This is a genomic window from Streptomyces sp. AK010, assembly GCF_014207295.1.
GTDB classification, from domain to species: Bacteria; Actinomycetota; Actinomycetes; order Streptomycetales; family Streptomycetaceae; genus Streptomyces; species Streptomyces massasporeus.
The window spans coordinates 80,200-100,009 of sequence record NZ_JACHCX010000015.1 but is presented as its reverse complement, the minus strand read 5'-3'; the positions used below and the strand labels follow the sequence as shown (position 1 = coordinate 100,009).

General features: G+C 72.5%; 14 protein-coding genes and 2 pseudogenes. 6 read left to right on the top strand and 10 right to left on the bottom strand.

Features of this window, described 5'->3' with window-relative positions; all coding sequences use genetic code 11:
• Positions 1-119 precede the first annotated feature (119 nt).
• The gene (locus tag HDC93_RS26345; RefSeq protein WP_185013297.1) at positions 120-1,346 is read left to right on the top strand and encodes an ROK family protein; all 1,227 of its coding nucleotides are present in this window, start codon (positions 120-122) and stop codon (positions 1,344-1,346) included.
• A 406-nt stretch (positions 1,347-1,752) separates the two neighbouring features.
• Entirely contained in the window at positions 1,753-4,500 is a 2,748-nt protein-coding gene (gene ppdK, locus HDC93_RS26340; RefSeq protein ID WP_398765535.1) for a pyruvate, phosphate dikinase, read from the top strand.
• A 154-nt stretch (positions 4,501-4,654) separates the two neighbouring features.
• Here ppdK and HDC93_RS26335 read toward each other — a convergent pair whose 3' ends face one another.
• The 5 genes from HDC93_RS26335 to HDC93_RS26315 form a co-directional block, all read right to left on the bottom strand.
• A complete protein-coding gene (locus tag HDC93_RS26335; RefSeq protein ID WP_221517188.1) occupies positions 4,655-5,167 on the bottom strand; it encodes an NUDIX hydrolase in 513 nt (170 codons plus the stop codon).
• 99 nt (positions 5,168-5,266) lie between these two features.
• On the bottom strand, positions 5,267-5,761 hold the full coding sequence (locus HDC93_RS26330; RefSeq protein WP_185013295.1) for an excalibur calcium-binding domain-containing protein: 495 nt from the start codon (positions 5,759-5,761) through the stop codon (positions 5,267-5,269).
• Between the two features lie 109 nt (positions 5,762-5,870).
• Positions 5,871-7,028 (bottom strand): alkaline phosphatase PhoX, encoded by a 1,158-nt coding sequence (locus tag HDC93_RS26325; protein WP_185013294.1) that lies wholly within the window; start codon positions 7,026-7,028, stop codon positions 5,871-5,873.
• A 193-nt stretch (positions 7,029-7,221) separates the two neighbouring features.
• Positions 7,222-8,709: a HAMP domain-containing sensor histidine kinase gene (locus tag HDC93_RS26320; protein WP_185013293.1), complete on the bottom strand. Its 1,488-nt coding sequence runs from the start codon at positions 8,707-8,709 to the stop codon at positions 7,222-7,224.
• The gene (locus HDC93_RS26315; protein WP_185013292.1) at positions 8,706-9,578 is read right to left on the bottom strand and encodes a response regulator transcription factor; all 873 of its coding nucleotides are present in this window, start codon (positions 9,576-9,578) and stop codon (positions 8,706-8,708) included. Before HDC93_RS26315 ends, HDC93_RS26320 begins: the two co-directional genes overlap by 4 nt.
• Positions 9,579-9,795: 217 nt before the next feature.
• Between HDC93_RS26315 and HDC93_RS26310 the strand changes: the two genes are divergently transcribed.
• A complete protein-coding gene (locus HDC93_RS26310) occupies positions 9,796-10,401 on the top strand; it encodes a carbonic anhydrase (RefSeq protein WP_185013291.1) in 606 nt (201 codons plus the stop codon).
• Positions 10,402-10,901: 500 nt separating this feature from the next.
• Positions 10,902-12,761 carry a SulP family inorganic anion transporter gene (locus tag HDC93_RS26305; RefSeq protein WP_260419776.1) on the top strand — a complete coding sequence of 620 codons (1,860 nt, stop codon included), beginning with the start codon at positions 10,902-10,904 and terminating at the stop codon, positions 12,759-12,761.
• A 223-nt stretch (positions 12,762-12,984) separates the two neighbouring features.
• Here HDC93_RS26305 and nirD read toward each other — a convergent pair whose 3' ends face one another.
• The 3 genes from nirD to HDC93_RS26290 are packed head-to-tail and all read right to left on the bottom strand — an operon-like array spanning position 12,985 to position 17,167.
• The gene (nirD, locus tag HDC93_RS26300; protein ID WP_185013290.1) at positions 12,985-13,335 is read right to left on the bottom strand and encodes a nitrite reductase small subunit NirD; all 351 of its coding nucleotides are present in this window, start codon (positions 13,333-13,335) and stop codon (positions 12,985-12,987) included.
• The gene (gene nirB / locus HDC93_RS26295) at positions 13,332-15,950 is read right to left on the bottom strand and encodes a nitrite reductase large subunit NirB (protein WP_185013289.1); all 2,619 of its coding nucleotides are present in this window, start codon (positions 15,948-15,950) and stop codon (positions 13,332-13,334) included. The genes nirD and nirB overlap by 4 nt, the downstream gene beginning before the upstream one ends.
• Complete coding sequence (locus HDC93_RS26290; RefSeq protein WP_185013288.1) at positions 15,950-17,167, bottom strand: NAD(P)/FAD-dependent oxidoreductase; 1,218 nt, start codon at positions 17,165-17,167, stop codon at positions 15,950-15,952. Before HDC93_RS26290 ends, nirB begins: the two co-directional genes overlap by 1 nt.
• Before the next feature lie 577 nt (positions 17,168-17,744).
• Between HDC93_RS26290 and HDC93_RS38750 the strand changes: the two are divergent.
• Together HDC93_RS38750 and HDC93_RS38745 are read left to right on the top strand one after the other, a co-directional pair.
• Positions 17,745-17,933, top strand: a pseudogene (locus tag HDC93_RS38750) (sulfite exporter TauE/SafE family protein); the annotation flags it as partial.
• Positions 17,934-17,950: 17 nt separating this feature from the next.
• A pseudogene (locus HDC93_RS38745) lies at positions 17,951-18,164 on the top strand (winged helix-turn-helix transcriptional regulator); the annotation flags it as partial.
• Here HDC93_RS38745 and HDC93_RS26280 read toward each other — a convergent pair.
• Together HDC93_RS26280 and HDC93_RS26275 are read right to left on the bottom strand one after the other, a co-directional pair.
• Positions 18,102-18,707 (bottom strand): class F sortase, encoded by a 606-nt coding sequence (locus tag HDC93_RS26280; protein ID WP_185013387.1) that lies wholly within the window; start codon positions 18,705-18,707, stop codon positions 18,102-18,104. The pseudogene HDC93_RS38745 and the gene HDC93_RS26280 overlap by 63 nt on opposite strands.
• A gap of 166 nt (positions 18,708-18,873) precedes the next feature.
• Entirely contained in the window at positions 18,874-19,395 is a 522-nt protein-coding gene (locus tag HDC93_RS26275) for a hypothetical protein (RefSeq protein ID WP_185013287.1), read from the bottom strand.
• Positions 19,396-19,810: the final 415 nt, after the last annotated feature.

The following is a 19,810-nucleotide window of genomic DNA, read 5'->3' as shown; positions in this document are numbered from 1 at the left end:
GGGCTCTCCGAAAAGACGTCCGGCCGGGCCGGTTCGGCTGCGGCTACCGTGGGGTTACGTCTATTTAACACGCAAAACCCACTATGTAAGGCAAGGTTGGGAAACACAAGGGGGTGTGCATGACCGGACAGCCCGGGAGAACCGGACGAGGCGCGGGCCAGGCGAGCGCCGGCGACCTGCTGGAACTGGTGCGCAGCCGACGCGCCGTGACCCGGGGTGCCCTGCAGCAGGTGACCGGACTGTCCCGGGCCACCGTCGGGCAGCGGCTGGACCGGCTCTTTCGCGCGGGCTGGCTGCGCGAGGGCGCCGGGGGGCCGGTCGACTCCCCGCTGGGCGGGCGGCCCTCCATCACCCTGGAGTTCGACGACGAGCACGCGGTGGTCCTGGCCGCCGACCTGGACACCCGGCACGCCCGGGCGGCCGTGCTGTCGCTGAGCGGTGAGATCCTCGCCGAGCACTCGGGCACCCTCGTCATCGAGGACGGACCGGACGCCGTGCTCGGCGAACTCGGCGGCTGGTTCGCCGAGTTGCTGGTCAAGACCGGGCACGGGGCCGAGGCGGTCTGCGGGGTCGGGCTCGCGGTGCCCGGCCCGGTCGACACCGAGACCGGCCGTGTCGTCCAGCCGCCGATCATGCCCGGCTGGGACGGCTACGACATAAGAACCCGGATGGCCCGGGCGCTCACCGAGCACGCGGGCGCCGCCGGGGTGCCGGTGCTGGTGGACAACGACGCCAACCTCATGGCCTACGGCGAACAGCGCACCGGCCACCCGGACTGCTCCGCCTTCGTGCTGGTGAAGGTCTCCACCGGCATCGGCGCCGGGGTCGTGGTGGACGGCGCGCTGTTCCGGGGCATCGACGGCGGCGCCGGCGACATCGGGCACATCCGGGTGCCGGAGGGCGCCGGGGCGCTGTGCCGGTGCGGTTCCTACGGCTGCCTGGCCGCCGTCGCGAGCGGCGGCGCCGTGGCGCGGCGGCTGGCGGAGGCCGGGGTGCCGGCGGCCTCCGGCTCGGACGTACGGGATCTGCTGGCGTCCGGGCACCCGGAGGCGGTCGGACTCGCCCGGGAGGCCGGGCGCCGGGTCGGGGACGTCCTCGCGACGGTCGTGACGCTGCTCAACCCCGGCGTGCTGATGATCGCCGGGGATCTGGCCGGAACTCCCTTCCTGACAGGGGTGCGCGAACTGCTGTACCAGCGGGCGCTGCCCCGCTCCACGGCCCACCTGGAGGTGGTCACCGCGCGGCTGGGCGAGCGGGCCGCGCTGGTGGGAGCCGGTGCCATGGTCGTGGAGCACCTCTACGCGCCCGAGCGGGTCGAGGAGCGGCTGCGCGTGCTCGGGGTGTGACGGCCGTGTTTCGGTTTCGGGACGCGTCCGCATGGTGAAATCCCGGCGGCTGTGGCAGCGTGATTCTCGCCACCCCTGATAAGGGTTGCGCTCAGATGAGCGGATCGTGAGCGGCTGCACTTCTCCAAAGGGTGGCACTGAGTGCCACCCTTTGATCGTTCATCGAGCGAAATCAAATGTGCGGAAACTTCGCTCAGATGAGCGCTCGCGTTGCCTCAGGGAGGCTCTTGCGTTCAAGAAGTGAAAACATGCGGCTGCGATCGCTTGCTCAGCCTTGACTTTCGATCCGCTGGCGGACGAGTGGTTACAGGCGCATGACGCACGAGTGGACGTACCCAGACGCCTTTGATCTGGGTATGTTCCTGCCCGTCAGGGCAGCCACCGCGTCCTCGAGGAGTCGAGACCCGTGTCGGAAAACAAAGATCTTCAGGTAGCTGAGCACGGCACCAGCGTTGAGGGCGTGAAGTTCGTCTATGACTTCACCGAGGGCAACAAGGACCTCAAGGACCTCCTCGGTGGCAAGGGCGCGAACCTCGCGGAGATGACGAACCTGGGCCTTCCGGTCCCTCCCGGCTTCACCATCACCACCGAGGCCTGCAAGGTCTACCTGGACAGCGGCGAGGAGCCGGCGGCACTGCGTGACGAGGTGAGTGCACACCTCGACGCGCTCGAGGCCCGCATGGGCAAGAAGCTCGGCCAGGCCGACGACCCGCTGCTGGTGTCGGTGCGCTCGGGCGCCAAGTTCTCCATGCCCGGCATGATGGACACCGTCCTCAACATCGGCCTCTCCGACAAGTCGGTGCAGGGCCTGGCCAAGCAGGCCGGCGACGACCGGTTCGCGTGGGACTCCTACCGCCGGCTCATCCAGATGTTCGGCAAGACCGTCCTGGGCGTCGACGGCGAGCTGTTCGAGGACGCGCTGGACGCGGCCAAGGCCGCCAAGAAGGTCACGGTCGACACCGAGCTGGAGGCCGCCGACCTCAAGAAGCTCGTCACCAAGTTCAAGAAGATCGTCAAGACCGAGGCCGGCCGGGACTTCCCGCAGGACCCGCGCGAGCAGATGGACCTCGCCATCCACGCGGTCTTCGACTCCTGGAACACCGACCGGGCCAAGCTCTACCGCCGCCAGGAGCGCATCCCCGGCGACCTCGGCACCGCGGTCAACGTCTGCTCCATGGTCTTCGGCAACCTGGGACCCGACTCCGGCACCGGCGTCGCCTTCACCCGCGACCCCGCCTCCGGCCACCAGGGCGTCTACGGCGACTACCTCCAGAACGCGCAGGGCGAGGACGTCGTCGCGGGCATCCGCAACACCGTGCCGCTCGCCGAGCTGGAGCAGATCGACAAGAAGTCGTACGACCAGCTGATGCAGATCATGGAGACGCTGGAGAACCACTACAAGGACCTCTGCGACATCGAGTTCACCATCGAGCGCGGTGTGCTGTGGATGCTCCAGACCCGCGTCGGCAAGCGCACCGCGGGCGCGGCCTTCCGCATCGCGACCCAGCTGGTGGACCAGGGCCTGATCGACGAGGCCGAGGCGCTCACCCGCGTCAACGGCGCCCAGCTCGCGCAGCTGATGTTCCCGCGCTTCGACGAGGACGCGAAGGTCTCCCAGGTCGGCCGGGGCATCGCCGCCTCCCCGGGCGCGGCCGTCGGCAAGGCCGTCTTCGACTCCTACACGGCCGTGAAGTGGTCGCGGTCCGGCGAGAAGGTCATCCTCATCCGCCGCGAGACCAACCCCGACGACCTGGACGGCATGATCGCCGCCGAGGGCATCCTGACCTCCCGCGGCGGCAAGACCTCCCACGCGGCCGTCGTCGCGCGCGGCATGGGCAAGACCTGTGTCTGCGGCGCCGAGGAGCTGGAGGTCGACACCAAGCGCCGCCGGATGACCGTGCCGGGCGGGCACGTCGTCGAGGAGGGCGACGTCGTCTCCATCGACGGCTCCTCCGGCAAGGTCTACCTCGGTGAGGTACCCGTCGTGCCGTCGCCGGTCGTGGAGTACTTCGAGGGCCGGATGCACCCGGGCGCCGACGACGCCGACGAGCTCGTCGAGGCCGTCCACCGGATGATGGCCTTCGCCGACCGCAAGCGCCGCCTGCGGGTGCGCGCCAACGCCGACAACGCCGAGGACGCGCTGCGCGCCCGCCGCTTCGGCGCCCAGGGCATCGGCCTGTGCCGCACCGAGCACATGTTCCTCGGCGACCGGCGCGAGCTGGTGGAGCGGCTGATCCTGGCCGACACGGACACCGAGCGCGAGGAGTCCCTCAAGCAGCTGCTCCCGCTGCAGAAGCAGGACTTCGTCCAGCTCTTCGAGTCGATGGACGGCCTTCCGGTCACCGTCCGCCTCCTGGACCCGCCGCTGCACGAGTTCCTCCCGGACATCACCGAGCTGTCCGTCCGCGTGGCCCTCGCCGAGTCCCGCCAGGAGCCGCACGAGAACGAACTGCGCCTGCTCCAGGCGGTCCACCGCCTGCACGAGCAGAACCCGATGCTGGGTCTGCGCGGTGTGCGTCTCGGCCTGGTCATCCCCGGCCTGTTCACCATGCAGGTCCGCGCGATCGCCGAGGCCGCGGCCGAGCGCAGGGCCGCCAAGGGAGACCCGCGTGCCGAGATCATGATCCCGCTCGTGGGCACGGTCCAGGAGCTGGAGATCGTGCGCGAGGAGGCCGACGCGGTCATCGCCGAGGTCGAGGCGGCCTCGGGCACGCAGCTGAAGCTGTCCATCGGCACGATGATCGAGCTGCCGCGCGCCGCGCTGACCGCCGGTCAGATCGCCGAGGCGGCGCAGTTCTTCTCCTTCGGCACGAACGACCTGACCCAGACGGTGTGGGGCTTCAGCCGGGACGACGTGGAGGCGAGCTTCTTCACGGCGTACCTGGAGAAGGGCATCTTCGGTGTCTCCCCGTTCGAGACGATCGACAAGGACGGCGTGGGCTCCCTCGTGAAGCTGGCCGCCAAGGCCGGCCGCGAGACCCGCCCCGACCTCAAGCTCGGCGTATGCGGCGAGCACGGCGGTGATCCCGAGTCGGTCCACTTCTTCCACGAGGTCGGACTCGACTACGTCTCCTGCTCCCCGTTCCGCATCCCGGTGGCCCGCCTGGAGGCGGGCCGGGCGGCGGTCCAGTCCCAGGGCAGCGACCACCGCTGACCCGGGGGGAGAGAACCCGGAGCCGTCGGCGGTCCCCGACCCTCACCGATCGCGGCGGCTCCGGCGCACGAGGAGAGCGGGGCGGCACCTGTGCGGAGGGGCCGCCCCGCTCTCGCGCGTTCGTTCCCGTGTTCCGTTCAGGTTCCGGCGACGGTCACCGCGGCAGGCCGTCGCGCAGGCACACGACCGTGCCGGTGCGGGCCGCGCTCAGCAGGGCGGCGAGCGTGGGCAGTCCGGTCGCCAGCGGGGTGGACTCCAGGTCGGCGAGGGCGAACAGGCCGTGCTGGTCGTGCTCCGAGCTGCGCAGGACGGGCTGCCCGGCCGGGAGCCGGCCGCCGTGGAAGTAGAAGTCGATCACCGGCCCGGTGCCCAGCACATCCGCCCGATGGTCGTACCCGATGAACGGCAGATCCCCTTCGAGGGCGATACCGGTCTCCTCGTGCAGCTCCCGCCGGGCGGCGCCGGCTGGGTCCTCGCCGTGGTCGAGCATGCCGCCCGGCAGCCCCCAGAGGCCCGCGGCGGGCCGGCCCCCGGCGTAGCGCAGCAGCAGGAGCCGGTCCTCGGTGTCGAGCAGCAGGACGCAGGACGCGACGACGGTCTGCGGCAGCGTCTTGACCCACTCGGCGCGGGGCAGCACACCCGGCGCGTTCGGGACGGGCACGGTCATGTCCACGGTGGTGTTCCTTCCGTCGGCCGGGCAGCCCGGAACGAGCTGCCCCGAACGGTGGAACGGCCGGGCCCGCCGATGGTCACCGGCACGTCGGGCTCAGGTGTCGCAGGCGACCCCGTCGTTGTCCCGGTCCAGGTGGGAGGCGTATCCGGGCTCACCCCGGTGGATGGGGGCGGCCCCGGCGGCCCGGACCTCGCCGCAGTTGCCGTAGTACACGTCCGCGCCGCCCCCTGAGCCGCCGTCGTCCAACCCGCCGTCCGCCGCCGGCTGTGCGGTGAGGGTGGTGGTGACCGTGACGGTCTTCGTGGCGGTGACGGCGGGAGCGGGCTCCGGCTCCTTCGCGGGCGGCGTCGCGGTGGCGGTGGCCGTCGTGGTGACCGTGACGGTCGGCCGGGGCTCGGCGGACGCGGGCTTCGCGTCGTCCGTGGTCTTACCGCCGCTCGCGCCGATGCCGATGCCGATGAACAGGGCGAGCCCGAGGGCGGGCAACACGTAGCGCTTCCGGGCCCAGCGGGGTGCCGGTCCGCCGGGCTGCGGCAGCGGCGGGGCCGGGTACGGGCTGTTGTGAGGGCCGGTGTACGGATTGGTCATGGTCATCCCCCCAGGGCTGGTACGTGAGGGGATGACCGTAGGACCGGGCAGCCCGGCGTGAGGGGGGAGTGGCCAATCTGTGATGGTTACGTGAAGCCCGACTCGTCGGCTACGAGCGGAACGGGCCCGTCACCTCATACGTGATGCCGGCCGAGGACGAGCCGCTGGTGCCGCGCTGGCTCGAGAAGTAGAGGCGGGTGCCGTCCGGGGAGAAGGCCGGGCCCGTGATCTCCGAGGCCGACTGGCCGTCGATGCGCAGGAACGAGGCGACGACGTCGTCCGGGGTGATCACGCAGATCTCCATGTTCCCGCCGTCCTCGGCGACGAACAGGTCGCCGGAGGAGGTGCCGGTGATGTTGTCGACGCCGGTGAGCGGGGCCGTGCCGTTGACGAGGGAGTCGTCGTAGGCCAGCTCGTAGGTGTTGTCGAGGAGGTTGAGCTGCCAGACGCGGTTGTCGCCCTTGGTGGTGAACCAGACCGTGTCGTTCGCGTAGTGGCAGCCCTCGCCGCCGTTGAAGGACTTCGAGCCGGATACCTGGGAGCGGGTGGCGGTGGGGGAGCCGTCCGGGTCGGGGATGTCGGCCCAGGTGAAGGAGCCGCTGGTGGCGCCGCCCGCGACCATCACCTGGAGTGTGCCGGACGACAGGTTGCCCCAGGTCGTCGGCACGAAGCGGTAGAAGCGGCCGTTCGTCTCGTCCTCGGTCAGGTAGATCACCCTGCGCACCGGGTCGGCCGCCGCCGCCTCGTGCTTGAAGCGGCCCATCGCCGCGCGCTGCACCGCCGCGTTGGCGCCCCACGGGTCGGTCTCGTAGACGTAGCCGAGGGACACCTCCTCGCAGGACAGCCAGGTGTTCCACGGCGTCTTGCCGCCCGCGCAGTTCTGCCGGGTGCCCGAGAGGATGCGGTACGCGCCGGTGATCGCGCCCGTCGACGAGAACTTCACCGCGCTCGCTCCGCCCGAGGGGTTGATCTCGGAGTTGGAGACATAGATCCAGCCCGTGCCGTCGGCGTAACAGGCACCGCCGTCCGGGGCGTTGTGCCAGGTGTACGACGTGGTCCCGACCCGCTGGCCCGACCGGGCGATGACGCGGCTGGTGAAGCCGGCGGGGAGTCTGATGCCGTTGGTGTCCGGGGAACCCGGCGGCCCGTAGGGGCCGGTGCCGGGCTGGGCCGGGGCCGCGTACGCGGCGCCCCGCCACAGGGTTCCGCCCAGAGCGGCCGATGTGCCGCCGAGGACGGCCGCACGCAGGAGGCTACGACGTTCCACTCTCGCTCCAAGAGGTGCCGTATCGCCCCGCCGCCGGTCGACGGCAGGGTGGTGCGTGGGGGGAGGCGGAAAGGACGCTAGGGGCACCGGATTGACGGGGCATGGACAACTCGTGGCCGTGGGGCGGCATGCTGTGTACCGCCTGCTGTGCCCCACCGCCCGATCCGGCCGCGCGGCGACCTTCCGCGCTCGCCTACGCCGGCAACGCCGGGGCCTCCCGTCTCGGCCTCCTCGGGCGGTCGCCGCCCGGCTCGGGGGTGCCCTCGCCCGGCGGTCGCGCGGACGGCAGCCGGATCACCACCTGCAGACCGCCGGTCGCCGCCGCGCGCAGCGCCGCCTCGCCGCCGCTGGCGTGGGCGAGGCGCTGCACCAGGGCGAGACCGAGACCCGTACCCCCCTTGGGGGCGCCCGGGGCGCGCCAGAAGCGGTCGAAGGCCCGGGCCCGCTGCTCCTCCGTCATGCCCGGCCCCTCGTCGGTGACATGCAGGTCGACCCAGCGGGGCCGGCTGTCGCGCAACGCCCGCCGGGGCGGGGCCTGCAGCCGCAGCTCGATCGTGACGGTGCTGCCCGCCGGGGACGCCCGCAGGGCGTTGGACAGCAGGTTGTCCATGATCTGCTCGACGGCCCCCGGCACCGCGAGCACCGGGCCCACGCTCCCCGCGAAGAGCACGAGGGAGACGTCCTCCCGGACGAACAGGGGCTGCCAGGTGCGGTGCCGCTCCGCGCAGACCGCGCCCAGGTCGACGGTGGTGGGGATGGCCGCGTGCTCCTCCATCCGGGCCATGGCCAGCAGGTGCTCGACCATGCGGGCCAGCCGGTCCGTCTCGGTGACGGCGGCGGTGAGGCTGCCCCGGGCCCGGGCGGCGATGTCCGGCTCCAGGTTCTCCAGGCGCAGCCGCAGCGCCGCCAGCGGGGTCTTCAGCTGGTGCGAGGCCTCGCCCGCGAACGCCCGCTGGGACGCCAGCAGATGGGCGAGGCGGGCCGCCGTGTGGTTGAACGCGGCGGCCAGACTGCGTACTTCCGGCGGCCCCTTCGTGATCGTCACCGGAGCGAACCGGCCGCCCTCGGCCAAGTCGTGCGTGGCCTGCTCCAGTTCACGGATGGGGCGGCCCGCCCAGCGGGCGAAGGCGAAACCGACCACGGCGACCGCCGTCAGCACGGCGAACCCGCCCAGCGCGAGCAGCAGCCAGACGTGGTGCACCCGCTCGTGGACCGTCCTCGTCGGCACCGTCAGCCACACCGCACCCACCGGCCGCGCCTCCTGGCCGACCGGGGCGGCCACCGACAGATACTCCACCCCGCCGATCGTGGAGGTCCTAACGTCCACCGTCGACGTGCCGCGCAGCGCGGCCGCGATGCCCGGCCGGGCGGCCAGGCTGCCGGAGATCCCGGCATCCAGCCGGTGCGAGGCGGCGAGCAGCGTGCCGGCCGCGTCGACGATCACGACCTTGCCTCCGATGCGCTGCGCACAGTGCGCCACACGCCCGGGCAGGTCCCGCTCGGCCCGCCCCGCCGCGAGGGACAGCGCGGCGTACGCGGACACCGACTCGGCCTCGTCCTTCGCCGCGTTGACGACCCGCTCCCGCTCACCGCGCGAGTACACGAAACCCAGCGGGATCTCCAGGCAGAGCAGCACCAGCGCCGCGAGGCTGAGGTAGCTGAGCAGCAGCCGGCGGGTCACGGAGAGGCCACCTGCGCGGTCGGCCCCGTGTGCACCGCCAGCCGGAAACCGACGCCCCGCAGCGTCCTGATCCACGCCGGGTGCCCCAACTTGCGGCGCAGCGCGGCCACATGGACGTCCAGGGTCTTGGTCGGGCCGTCGTAGTGCGGGTCCCAGACCCGGTCGAGGATCTGCTGCCGCGAGTAGACCGCGCCCGGGTCCTCGCTGAGCAGCGCCAGCAGGTCGAACTCCTTGGGCGTGAGCAGGACGGGGGCGTCGCCGACCCAGACCTGGCGGGTACGGCGGTCCACGACGAGAGGGCCCGGGTCGTGCGGCGCTTCGGGGGCGGGGTCGTGCGCGGCGGTCGCGGGGAGTTCGTAGGAGAGGGCGGGGGCCGGTTCGTACGAGGGGGCGGGAGCAGGTTCGTAGGCGGGTGACGGAGTCGGTTCGTAGGCGGGGGCCGGAGCCGGTTCGAACGGCGGTGGCCCGGGGACGCTCCGGGCGCCCAGGGCCTCGGGAAACGCCTGCTGGGAGCGTTGCGTGCGACGGGTCACCGCGCGGACCCGGGCGACCAGTTCCCGCACGCTGAATGGTTTCGCCAGGTAGTCGTCGGCGCCCAGTTCCAGGCCCAGCACGCGGTCGGCCTCCTCGCCGCGTGCGCTGAGGATGACGATGGGCACGTCCGAGACCCGCCGGATGCCGCGGCAGACGTCGATGCCGTCCATGTCCGGCAGCCCCAGGTCGAGCAGGACGACGTCGTTGTACGGGCCTCTCAGCCCGTCCGTGCCGGTGGCGACGTGGTCGACCGCCAGTCCGAAGTTGCCGAGCCCTTCCATGAGCGGCTCGGCGATCGTCTCGTCGTCTTCGATGAGCAGCACTCGTAGGCCCATACGTCCTGTCTCTCCGTGAAGCCGGCATGAATCCGGGCAGGGTGAATTCGCATTCCCCGCCCCGGAGTTCACACGCTACAAGAAGACGCTGCGTCTGGGAATCCGGGCAAAGAATGTTCAATTACTGGCCGGGCTCTGGAGTTTGCTTAACCTTCTGCTGTAGGTCGGCGGTCTACGGTGGGGTGCACAGGATGAACTCCCAGCTCAGGAGGTTGCATTGAAGGATCTGCTGGATCGTGCCCGCACGTTCAGGACGCGCGCAGATTTCGACAGCGTCGCATACCGGAAACTGGCCGAAGGGCAATATCCGGAGGTGCTGTTCATTACCTGCTCGGACTCGCGCGTCATACCCGCGATGATCACAGGTGCACAGCCCGGTGAGATATTCGAGCTACGGAACGCGGGCAATATCGTGCCGTCCTACGGACGGCCCGGGGCCTGCGGAGAGGCGGCCACCATCGAGTACGCGCTGGAGGTGCTCGGGGTTCAGGACATCGTGGTGTGCGGTCACTCACACTGCGGTGCGATGGGGGCGCTGAAGTCCGGCGACGACCTCTCGTCCCTGCCCGGCGTGGACGCCTGGCTCCGCCTCGCCCGCCCGGAGCTGACCTCCGTACTGGAGAGCGCGCCGGACGACCCGTCCCTGCCGGAGGTCTCCCAGGGCAATGTCGTCAACCAGCTGGCGGCACTGCGGAGTTACCCCGTGGTGCGGCAACGCCTCGACTCGGGCCGGCTCCGGCTGCACGGCTGGTACTACGAGGTCGACACCGGCTTCGTCTACGAACTCGGCGATGACGGCGACTTCCGGGTGCACGCCGCGTGAGCGGGGCGCATGCGCGGGGGAGGGGACGGGGCGGGCGGCCGACCTTCCCGGCGGGGGGCGCTGCGGACCGGGGGGCCGCCGACACCGGGGGCTGGGGGACGGCCGACACCGCGGGTTGGGGCACAGCCGACACCACGGGCTGGGGACCGCCGGAGCCCCTGGAGGGGGCCGGGGGATGGGGGACGGCCCGAGGGGAGGGAGGATCCGGGGGTTGGCCGGCGGGTGATCCTGCGGGGGGCGCGGGAGCCGCCTGGGGTCCGGGGGGTGGGACACCGGGAGGTGCGCCGAGTGGTCCGGGGGGCTTCCCCGAGGGCTTTGGCGGGGACTTCACCGGGGCCGGCGGCGTCGGGGGAGGCCTGGCCGGCGGGGCAGGCGGCTGGGGGACGGGCGGGTCGGCAGAAGGGGGGCGCTCGGCCCGCGGAACGGGCGGGAATCCTCCCGGCGGCCCGGTCGCAGGCCGTGCCGGCGGTGGTGCCCTGGGCGGGCTGATCCGCGGAGCGATGAGCGGCGCCAAGGGCCTGGGGGGCAAGGGCCTCGGTGGTGAAGGGCCCGGCGGCAAGGGTCTCGGTGGCAAGGGCCTCCGTGGCGAAGGGCCCGGCGGCAAGGGTCTCGGTGGTGATGGGCCCGGTGGCAAGGGTCTCGGTGGTGATGGGCCCGGTGGCAAGGGTCTCGGTGGTGAAGTGCCCGGCGGCAAGGGCCTCGGGGGCAAAGGCGGCGCCAGGGGGGACCTCGCCACCGACATCACCGCCTCCCTCGTCGTCTTCCTCGTCGCCCTGCCGCTGTGCATCGGTGTCGCCGTGGCCTCCGGCGTCCCCGCCGAACTGGGGATCATCTCCGGGGTGATCGGCGGCCTGGTCGTGGGTGCGGTCCGGGGCAGCACGCTCCAGGTCAGCGGCCCGGCCGCCGGTCTCGCCGCGCTGGTCGCGGAGACCGTCGCCGAGGTCGGCGTGGCCATGCTCGGCGTGATCGTGCTGTTCGCCGGCCTCCTCCAGATCATCCTGGGGCTGGTCCGGCTCGGCCGGATGTTCCAGGCCATCTCGGTCGCCGTGGTGCAGGGCATGCTCGCCGGCATCGGTGTGCCGCTGATGTTCAGCCAGGCCTATCCGATGGCCGACGCCAAGGCCCCCGGCACCGCGCTCGAGAACATGGCCGGCATCCCCGGGCTGCTGGCCGGTGTCCTGACGAACCCGCAGGCGATGATCGCCACCCTGCTCGGCGTCGTCACGATCGTGCTCAGCTTCGTGTGGAAGAAGGTGCCCGGGCCGGCCGGGAGGATCCCCGCCGCCCTGGTCGCCGTGGGCATCGGCATGGTCGTCGCCGCGCTGCCCGGCGTGGACGTGAAGACGCTCCAGGTGGGCAACCTGCTCAACTCCGTCCAGGTGCCCGGCGCCTCCCAGTTCGCCGCGCTCGCCGACGGGACGATCATCACCGCGATCCTCACCTTCACGGTCATCGCGTCCGCGGAGAGCCTGTTCACGGCCGCCGCCGTGGACCGGATGCACAGCGGCCCGCGCACCCGCTACAACACCGAGCTGATCGCCCAGGGCGCGGGCAACACCGTCGCGGGCATCCTCGGCGCGCTCCCCATCACCGCGGTGGTGGCGCGCAGTTCGGCGAACGTCCAGGCCGGGGCCAAGACCCGGCTCTCGCGCACCCTGCACGGCCTGTGGCTGCTCCTGTTCGCGCTGCTGCTGCCGCAGGTGCTCGCGCTGATCCCGGTCTCCGTGCTCGCCGGCGTCCTCGTGCACAGCGGCTGGAAGCTCTTCGGGCCCGCCGAGTTCCCCAAGATGTGGCGGCAGGACAGGGGCGAGTTCGCGGTGATGACGCTGACCATGCTGGTCATCGTGGCGACCGCGCTGCTGGAGGGCGTGCTGTTCGGTCTCGCCGCTGGGATCGTGCTGGCCGCGCTGCGCATGTCGCAGACCGTGATCCGCCAGCACGTGGAGCAGGACTCGGCGAAGGTCGTCATGGCGGGCAACGCCACGTTCCTGCGGCTGCCGAAGGTGATCGACGCGCTGGAGGCGGCCGCCGCGTCCGGGAAGCCGCGGATCCGGCTCGACCTGACCGGCGTGACCCACCTGGACCACGCCTGCCGCCAGCAGGTCGAGGAGTTCACCGCCCAGCAGCGGGGACTGGGGCTGCGGGTGGAGCTGCTGATGCCGGGGGAGGCGAAGCAGGCCGGTGCCGCGCCGCCCGCCTTCGAGGGTCCGGCGACGGCGCCGCTGCCCAGGCGTCCGGTCACCGCCACCGAGGAGGCCGCGGCGGAGCCGCCGCCCTGGCCCCCCGCGGACGCCGAGTGGTTCTACCTCGACACCAGGCCCCTGCCGGAGGAGCACGCGCGCTCACCCCTCGTGGGCTGACCCGTCCACAGGGGACATACCGAGGTGGCGTGCACGCCCGAGCAGGCGTGCACGCCACCGCGTTCGTGCCGGGGCCGGATCAGCCGCAGCTGCCCGCTCGCCTCGTAGCCGCGCCGCCAGAAGCTCGAGAGCTGCCTGGAGCGCGGTGTCCGGATCGAACTCCTTGGTCCTGGCCACGCGCCGCAGCCCAGGTCTGTCAAGAACGATCGGTCAAGAAAGGTTGCTACGAGACGCGCACCTTGTACGCCGTCACCCGGACCGTCTCGTCGTCCAGGCACTCGCCCGACGCCAGGTCGAAGCGCTGCTTCAGCAGGGGGGAGGCGACGAAGGGGCGGCCCTGGTGGGTGCCGGTGAGGCCTCGGGAGAGGACCGCCGCGCCGGTGAAGGGGTCGCGGTTGTCGATGGCGAAGAGGTCGCCGGAGCGGTCGCGGAAGATCGCGGCCTGCCGGCCGTCCGGCAGCAGTGCGGCCACTCCGCGGCCCGGCAGCAGCGCCGTCAGGTCGCAGACCGTGAACCAGTCGTCGTCCAGGGCGATTTCGATCTTGAGGTCGGTGGTCTCGAGTGCCAGGGTCATCGCTGGGCGCTTCCTTCCAGTACGTCAGCGGCGGGTCGCATGCCGATGGACAGCAGCGGCAGGTCGGGCTTCATCTGGTCGCGCTCGGGCACGAAGGCGACGACGGGGTCCGGGGTGTCCGGGGCGTTCACGAAGGACACGAACCGGGACAGCTTCTCGGGGTCGTTGACGGTCTCGGCCCACTCGTCGCGGTAGTGCGCGACGTGCGCCCGCATCAGCTGCTCCAGCTCGTCACAGATGCCGAGCGAGTCGTGGACGACGACGTCCCGCACGTGGTCGAGGCCGCCCGGGATCCGCTCCAGCCAGGTCGAGGTGCGCTCCAGGCGGTCGGCGGTGCGGATGTAGAACATCAGGAACCGGTCGATCAGGCGGACCAGTTCGGCGTCCGACAGGTCCTGCGCGAGCAGGTCCGCGTGACGCGGGGTCGCGCCGCCGTTGCCGCCGACGTAGAGGTTCCAGCCGTTGGCCGTGGCGATCACGCCGAAGTCCTTCGACTGGGCCTCGGCGCACTCGCGCTGGCAGCCGGAGACCGCCGACTTCAGCTTGTGCGGCGAGCGCAGGCCCCGGTAGCGCAGCTCCAGGTCGATCGCCATCTTCACGGAGTCCTGGACGCCGTAGCGGCACCAGGTCTGGCCGACGCAGGACTTCACCGTGCGCAGCGACTTGCCGTAGGCGTGGCCGGACTCGAAGCCGGCGTCCACCAGCCGGGCCCAGATCAGCGGCAGTTGCTCGACGCGGGCACCGAACATGTCGATCCGCTGACCGCCGGTGATCTTCGTGTAGAGGCCGAAGTCGCGGGCGATCTCGCCGATCACGATCAGCTTCTCCGGGGCGATCTCGCCGCCGGGGATGCGCGGCACGACCGAGTACGAGCCGTTCTTCTGCAGGTTGGCCAGGAAGTGGTCGTTGGTGTCCTGAAGGGCCGCCTGCTCGCCGTCCAGGACGTAGCCGCTCGCGCCGATCGTCGGGGCGAGGGAGGCGATGATCGAGCCGACGGCCGGCTTGCAGACCTCGCAGCCGTCACCGCCCCGGGCCTCCTCGCGGCCGTGCCGGTCCAGCAGGTCCTGGTAGGAGGTGATGCGCAGGGCGTGGACGATCTCGTAGAGCTCCTCGCGGGTCTGCCCGAAGCAGCCGCACAGGCCCTTGTCGACCTCGACGCCGCTCGCCTCCAGCTCGGCGTTGACGAGCTGGCCGAGGACCTTGACGCAGGAGCCGCAGCCGGTGCCGGCCTTGGTGCACTTCTTCACCTCGGGCACCGTCGTGCACTGGTGGTCGGTGACCGCGCCGCGGATCGTGCCCTTGGAGACGTTGTGGCAGGAGCAGACGATCGCCTCGTCCGGCAGCGCGGACGGGCCGAGCTGCACGGACTCCCCGGCCCCCGCGGGCAGCACCAGCGACTCGGGCGAGACCGGCGGGACCGAGCCGGTGAACGCCTTCAGCGTGCCGTAGGCCTCCGCGTCGCCGACCAGGATGCCGCCGAGCAGCGTGCCGTCCCGGCCGATGACCAGCTTCTTGTACAGGCCCGCGCGGGAGTCGGAGTAGACGACGTCCAGGCAGTCCTCGGCGGTGCCGTGCGCGTCACCGAAGGACGCCACGTCCACGCCGAGCAGCTTCAGCTTGGTGGACAGGTCGGCGCCGGTGAAGGACGCCTCGTCCGAGGCGATCGTGGCCGCGGCCGTCTCGGCCTGCTCGTAGCCCGGGGCCACCAGGCCGTACACCCGGCCGTCGGCGGCCAGCGCGCACTCGCCGATCGCGAAGACGTGCGGGTCGGCGATCGTACGGCACTGCTCGTCGACGGTGATGCCGCCGCGCTCCGCGACCGTCAGGCCGCAGTCGCGGGCCAGCTGGTCGCGGGGGCGCACACCGGCGGAGAACACCACCATGTCGGTGGCGAGTTCGGAACCGTCGGAGAGCTTCATGCCGGTGACGGCGCCCTCGGCGTCGACCAGGATCTCCTGCGTGCCCACGCCGGTGTGGACGCTCAGGCCCATCTCCTCGATGGTGCGCAGCAGCGCGGCACCGCCGCCGTCGTCCACCTGGACGGGCATCAGCCGGGGCGCGAACTCCACGATGTGCGAGGTGAGTCCGAGGCCCTTCAGCGCACCGGCGGCCTCCAGCCCGAGCAGACCGCCGCCGACCACGGCACCCACCTTGGCCTTCGACTTCGCGTACTCCTCGATCGCGAGGAGGTCCTCGATCGTGCGGTAGACGAAACAGCCCTCGGCGTCCTTGCCCGGGACCGGCGGGACGAAGGGGTAGGAGCCGGTGGCGAGCACGAGGGTGTCGTACGAGAAGACCTCACCGGACCGGGCGGTGACCTCGCGGGCCTCGCGGTCGACGGAGACCGCCGGGTCGCCGACGCGCAGCTCGATGCCGTGCGTGGTGATGAACTCCATGTCCGTCATGGAGAGGTCCTCGGGGGTCTTCCCCGAGAAGTACGAGGTGAGGGCGACGCGGTCGTAGGCCGGGCGCGGCTCCTCGCAGAGCACGACCACGCGGTGCGTGGCGGTCAGGCCGCGCTCGGCGAGCGCCTCGAGGAAGCGCTGGCCGACCATGCCGTGTCCGACGAGCACGATCGTGGGGGTGGCCTCCGTGGCCTCCGGGGTGGCGGTCATCAGGAGCCTCCATCGTTGGTGAGCAGGTGGAGCAGCGGGCCGCCGTCGGTGGGGAGCGGCTCTGCTCCCTCCCAGGCGCGGGCGAGCGCGCCGACGGTGCCGAGTTCGCCGACGAGGACCCCGCCGACCAGGCGGTCGTCGCGGACGACGACCTTGCGGTAGGTGCCGCGGGTGGCGTCGGCGAGCTGGACGACGTCGTCGCCCGGGAGGGCCTCGGTCTCGCCGAACGCGGCGAGGTCGAAGGGGCTGTCGTGCCCGTTGAGCGTGAGCCGCGTCAGGGAACGCGTGCCGGTGTACCGGGCGGTGGGGTCACCGGACAGCAACTCGGCCAGTGCATCGGCCTGTTCGAGCGCCGGAGTGGCGAGGCCGTACACCGTGCCGTGGTGCTGGACGCAGTCCCCGAGGGCGTGGATGTGCGGGTCGGAGGTGCGCAGCTCGTCGTCGACGACGATGCCCTTGCCCACCTCCAGGCCGGCCGCCTGGGCCAGACCCACCCTCGGGTGGACCCCGCAGGCCAGGACCACGAGGTCGGCGTCGAGGGCGTATCCGTCGGCCATCTCCACCGAGCGGACCGCACCGCCGACGCAGCGCACGTCCCGGACGCGCAGATGGGTGTGCACCTCGACGCCGAGGTCGGTGAGGTGACGCCGGACCAGCTTCGAGGCGGCCGGGTCGAGCTGGCGCTCCATCAGCCGTTCGGACTGCTGGGCGAGTACGACCTGGGCGCCGCGCAGCGCGAGGGCCCGGGCGGCGGAGACCCCGAGGAGCCCGCCGCCGATCACGACCGCCTTCGCGCCCGGCCGGACCGCCTTGGACAGCCCCAGGCAGTCGTCCATGGTACGGAACGCGTGCACGCCCTCGGGCAGTTGGTGGTTCTCGGTGAACAGGCCGCGCAGGGGCGGCAGCACGGGGTTGGATCCGGTGGCCAGGACGAGCGTGTCGTATGCGATCACCGCGCCGTCCGCGCACCGCACGGTCCGCGCCGCGCGGTCGATTCCCGCGACCCGGCCGCGGGTCAGTGCCGCGGGCGAGGGCAGGGCGATCACCTCGGGGCTGTACCGTCCGGCCAGCACCTCGGCGAGCAGCACCCGGTTGTAGGGCCGGTGTTCCTCCTCGCCGATCAGCAGCGCGGGCGTGCCGAGCTCACCGAGCCGCCGGGCGAGCCGTACGCCCGCGAGGCCGGTGCCGATCACCACCACACGCTCATTCGAGGTCATGTCCTTGAGCGTGCGGTGCCGGTGTTACCCGGCAGCATCACCTCTGTTTCCCGCGGGGAACGCTGCCCTCAGCGGGCGGGGCGCCCGGGTGTGAGGCTTCCTGAAGTGCGAGGACGGCGGGTTGTGAGGGGTTCCGCGGTGCGGTGGGACGGCGGGTTGTGAGGGGTTCCGCGGTGCGGGGACGGCGGGCGGTGCCGGCTCCTGCGACGCGGCGACCGCGGGCGGTGAGGGGTTCCGCGGTGCGGTGGGACGGCGGGTTGTGAGGGGTTCCGCGGTGCGGTGGGACGGCGGGCTGTGCCGGCTCCTGCGACGGCGACCGCGGGCGGTGAGGGGTTCCGCGGTGCGGTGGGACGGCGGGCTGTGCCGGCTCCTGCGACGCGGGGACGGCGGGCGGTGAGGGGTTCCGCGGTGCGGTGGGACGGCGGGCTGTGCCGGCTCCTGCGACGCGGGGACGGCGGGCGGTGCCGGCTCCCGCGACGCGGCGACCGCGGGCTGTGACGGATCCCGCAGCGGGGCGACGGCGGGTTGTGAGGGGCGTCGCAGAGGCGGCGTACCGGCCTCGCACAGGGTCGCGATCATGCCCGACATATCGCTGACCATGCTCGTCCTGCTCTGCGTCGCGGCCCTCGCCGCCGGCTGGATCGACGCCGTGGTCGGCGGGGGCGGCCTGCTGCTGCCCGTGCTGCCGGCGAACACACCCGCCGCGCACGCGCTCGGCACCGACAAGGCCGTCGCCATCGTCGGCACCACCGGCGCGGCCGTGACGTAGGCCCGCAAGGCTCCCGTGAGATGGAGGCCGATGGCCTGGTGCACCGGGAGTTCCACGACGAGGTGCCGCCGCGGGTGGAGTACTCGCTGACGCCCCCGGGGCGTGTCACTGAACGAGGCACTTGAGCCGCTGGGGGCCTGGGGGCGGACCCATGTCCCGGGCGTGTCAGCGGCTGCCGGTCAGGTGCGCGAAGACGACGACGTTCCCCTGGTACCCGGTGCCGCGTGAGTACCCGCCGCCGCAGGTGATGACCCGCAGTTCGGGGCGGCGGGCGGCGCCGTAGACCTTCTCGTCGGGGAAGTCCTTCGCGGCGTACACCTCGACGGCGTCCACGGTGAACACCGCGACGCCGCCGTCCCGCCGGTCCACCTCGATGGTGCTGCCCCGGGCCAGGGCGCCGAGGTCGTAGAAGACGGCGGGGCCGTCGGCGTTGTCGACGTGGCCGGCGACGATCGCCGTGCCCGGCTCGCCGGGCGTGGTGCCGGCCTCGTACCAGCCGGCCAGGTTCTCGTCCGCCGCGGGCGGTACGTCGAGGCTGCCGGTCTTCGTCAGGCCGAGCCCGGTCAGCGGGGCGTTCACCCGGATCGCCGGGATGCGGATGCGGTCGGGTGGTGAGGGCGCCAGCGCGGGCACGGCGGGCCGTTCGCCGGCCCGGCCGTCCAGCCCGGCCCGGGCCTGCGCGGCGGAGGGCTGCGGCGGGGCGTGCGTCCCGGCGCCGTCGCGCAGCAGCCACACCCCCGAGCACAGGGCGAACACCGTGACGGCCGCCATGGCCGCGTTCGCGGGATCGCGGAGGCCGCTGCCGAACCTGGGGAGCCTGCGCACACCCACCCCTTTCTGAGCTTCGGCCCCGTACCCCCCTCCGGGCCGCGAGGGGCGTCGGACCCGGAGGGGGAGGGGACATGCGGTACCGGCGACGGACAGCGGAGGGGGTCCGTCAGATCCCGTCGCCTCTCGCCCGGCGATGCAGGAGCCAGGTACCGCCCGCGGCGGCGACGGCGAGGGCCGCCACGCCGGCCGCGGTCTGCACGGGGTCGGGGCCCAGTGCGCCGCCGACCCCCGTCTTCACGCTCCCCCGTGGATGCACCTGCCCGCGCATCGACGTCAGCGTGACCACCAGGTCCCCGGTGGTCCGCCGGCCGCTGCCGCCGCAGGTGGCGGTGATCTCGTACGTCCCCGGCTGCGCGCTCGGCGGGACCCTGAACCGCCCGGTCGCGTGCTGCCCGTGCGCGTCCGGCGCCAGGCTGAGGGAACCGGCCCCGACCGCGCTGGCGTCACCCGTCGCCGAGCCGCCGTCGCCGCAGGCCGCCGTGCGCACCGTGACCTGACCGCCGGGCACGACCGAGGCGGGGGACACCTCCAGGCCACCGGCGGACGCGCCGTACGCGGGGGCGGCGGCGAGAGCCGCGGCGGCGACGGCGAGCGCGATGCCGGTCAGCGGCCGGGCGGTACGTCGCATCGGTGCTCCCCCTTCGAGCGGGTCGGTCGTGCGCCTGCCCTTCCGAGGTAACGGGCAGCGGGACCGCCGCGCTTGCTGAGGGGGCGTCAGAATTGGGGTGAATGGGTGTCAGGGGGAGGTGCACCGGTGGCTTCCCGCGGCCGTATCGGCAGGTCACGGGCGTTCGGCGGGCGGGGTGCGGAAATGCGCGGGGTGCGCGTGTGAACGGGTGACCCGGGTTCACGGGCCGCCGCTTGACCTCAAGGATGGTTGAGGTATGAGGCTGTGCCGCATGAACACAACCACCACCGACCCGTCCGCCCGTCGGCAGGCCGCGACGGACCCGTCCGCCCGTCGGCAGGCCGCGACGGACCCGTCCGCCCGTCGGCAGGCCGCGACGGACCCGTCCGCCCGTCGGCAGGCCGCGACGGACCCG

Coding starts and splice junctions, on each gene's coding strand:
- HDC93_RS26345 (WP_185013297.1), top strand. CDS start 120: ATGACCGGACAGCCCGGGAGAACCGGACGAGGCGCGGGCCAGGCGAGC.
- HDC93_RS26335 (WP_221517188.1), bottom strand. CDS start 5,167: ATGACCGTGCCCGTCCCGAACGCGCCGGGTGTGCTGCCCCGCGCCGAG.
- HDC93_RS26330 (WP_185013295.1), bottom strand. CDS start 5,761: ATGACCAATCCGTACACCGGCCCTCACAACAGCCCGTACCCGGCCCCG.
- HDC93_RS26315 (WP_185013292.1), bottom strand. CDS start 9,578: ATGGGCCTACGAGTGCTGCTCATCGAAGACGACGAGACGATCGCCGAG.
- HDC93_RS26305 (WP_260419776.1), top strand. CDS start 10,902: ATGAGCGGCGCCAAGGGCCTGGGGGGCAAGGGCCTCGGTGGTGAAGGG.
- nirD (WP_185013290.1), bottom strand. CDS start 13,335: ATGACCCTGGCACTCGAGACCACCGACCTCAAGATCGAAATCGCCCTG.
- nirB (WP_185013289.1), bottom strand. CDS start 15,950: ATGACCGCCACCCCGGAGGCCACGGAGGCCACCCCCACGATCGTGCTC.
- HDC93_RS26290 (WP_185013288.1), bottom strand. CDS start 17,167: ATGACCTCGAATGAGCGTGTGGTGGTGATCGGCACCGGCCTCGCGGGC.
- HDC93_RS26280 (WP_185013387.1), bottom strand. CDS start 18,707: ATGGCGGCCGTCACGGTGTTCGCCCTGTGCTCGGGGGTGTGGCTGCTG.
- HDC93_RS26275 (WP_185013287.1), bottom strand. CDS start 19,395: ATGCGACGTACCGCCCGGCCGCTGACCGGCATCGCGCTCGCCGTCGCC.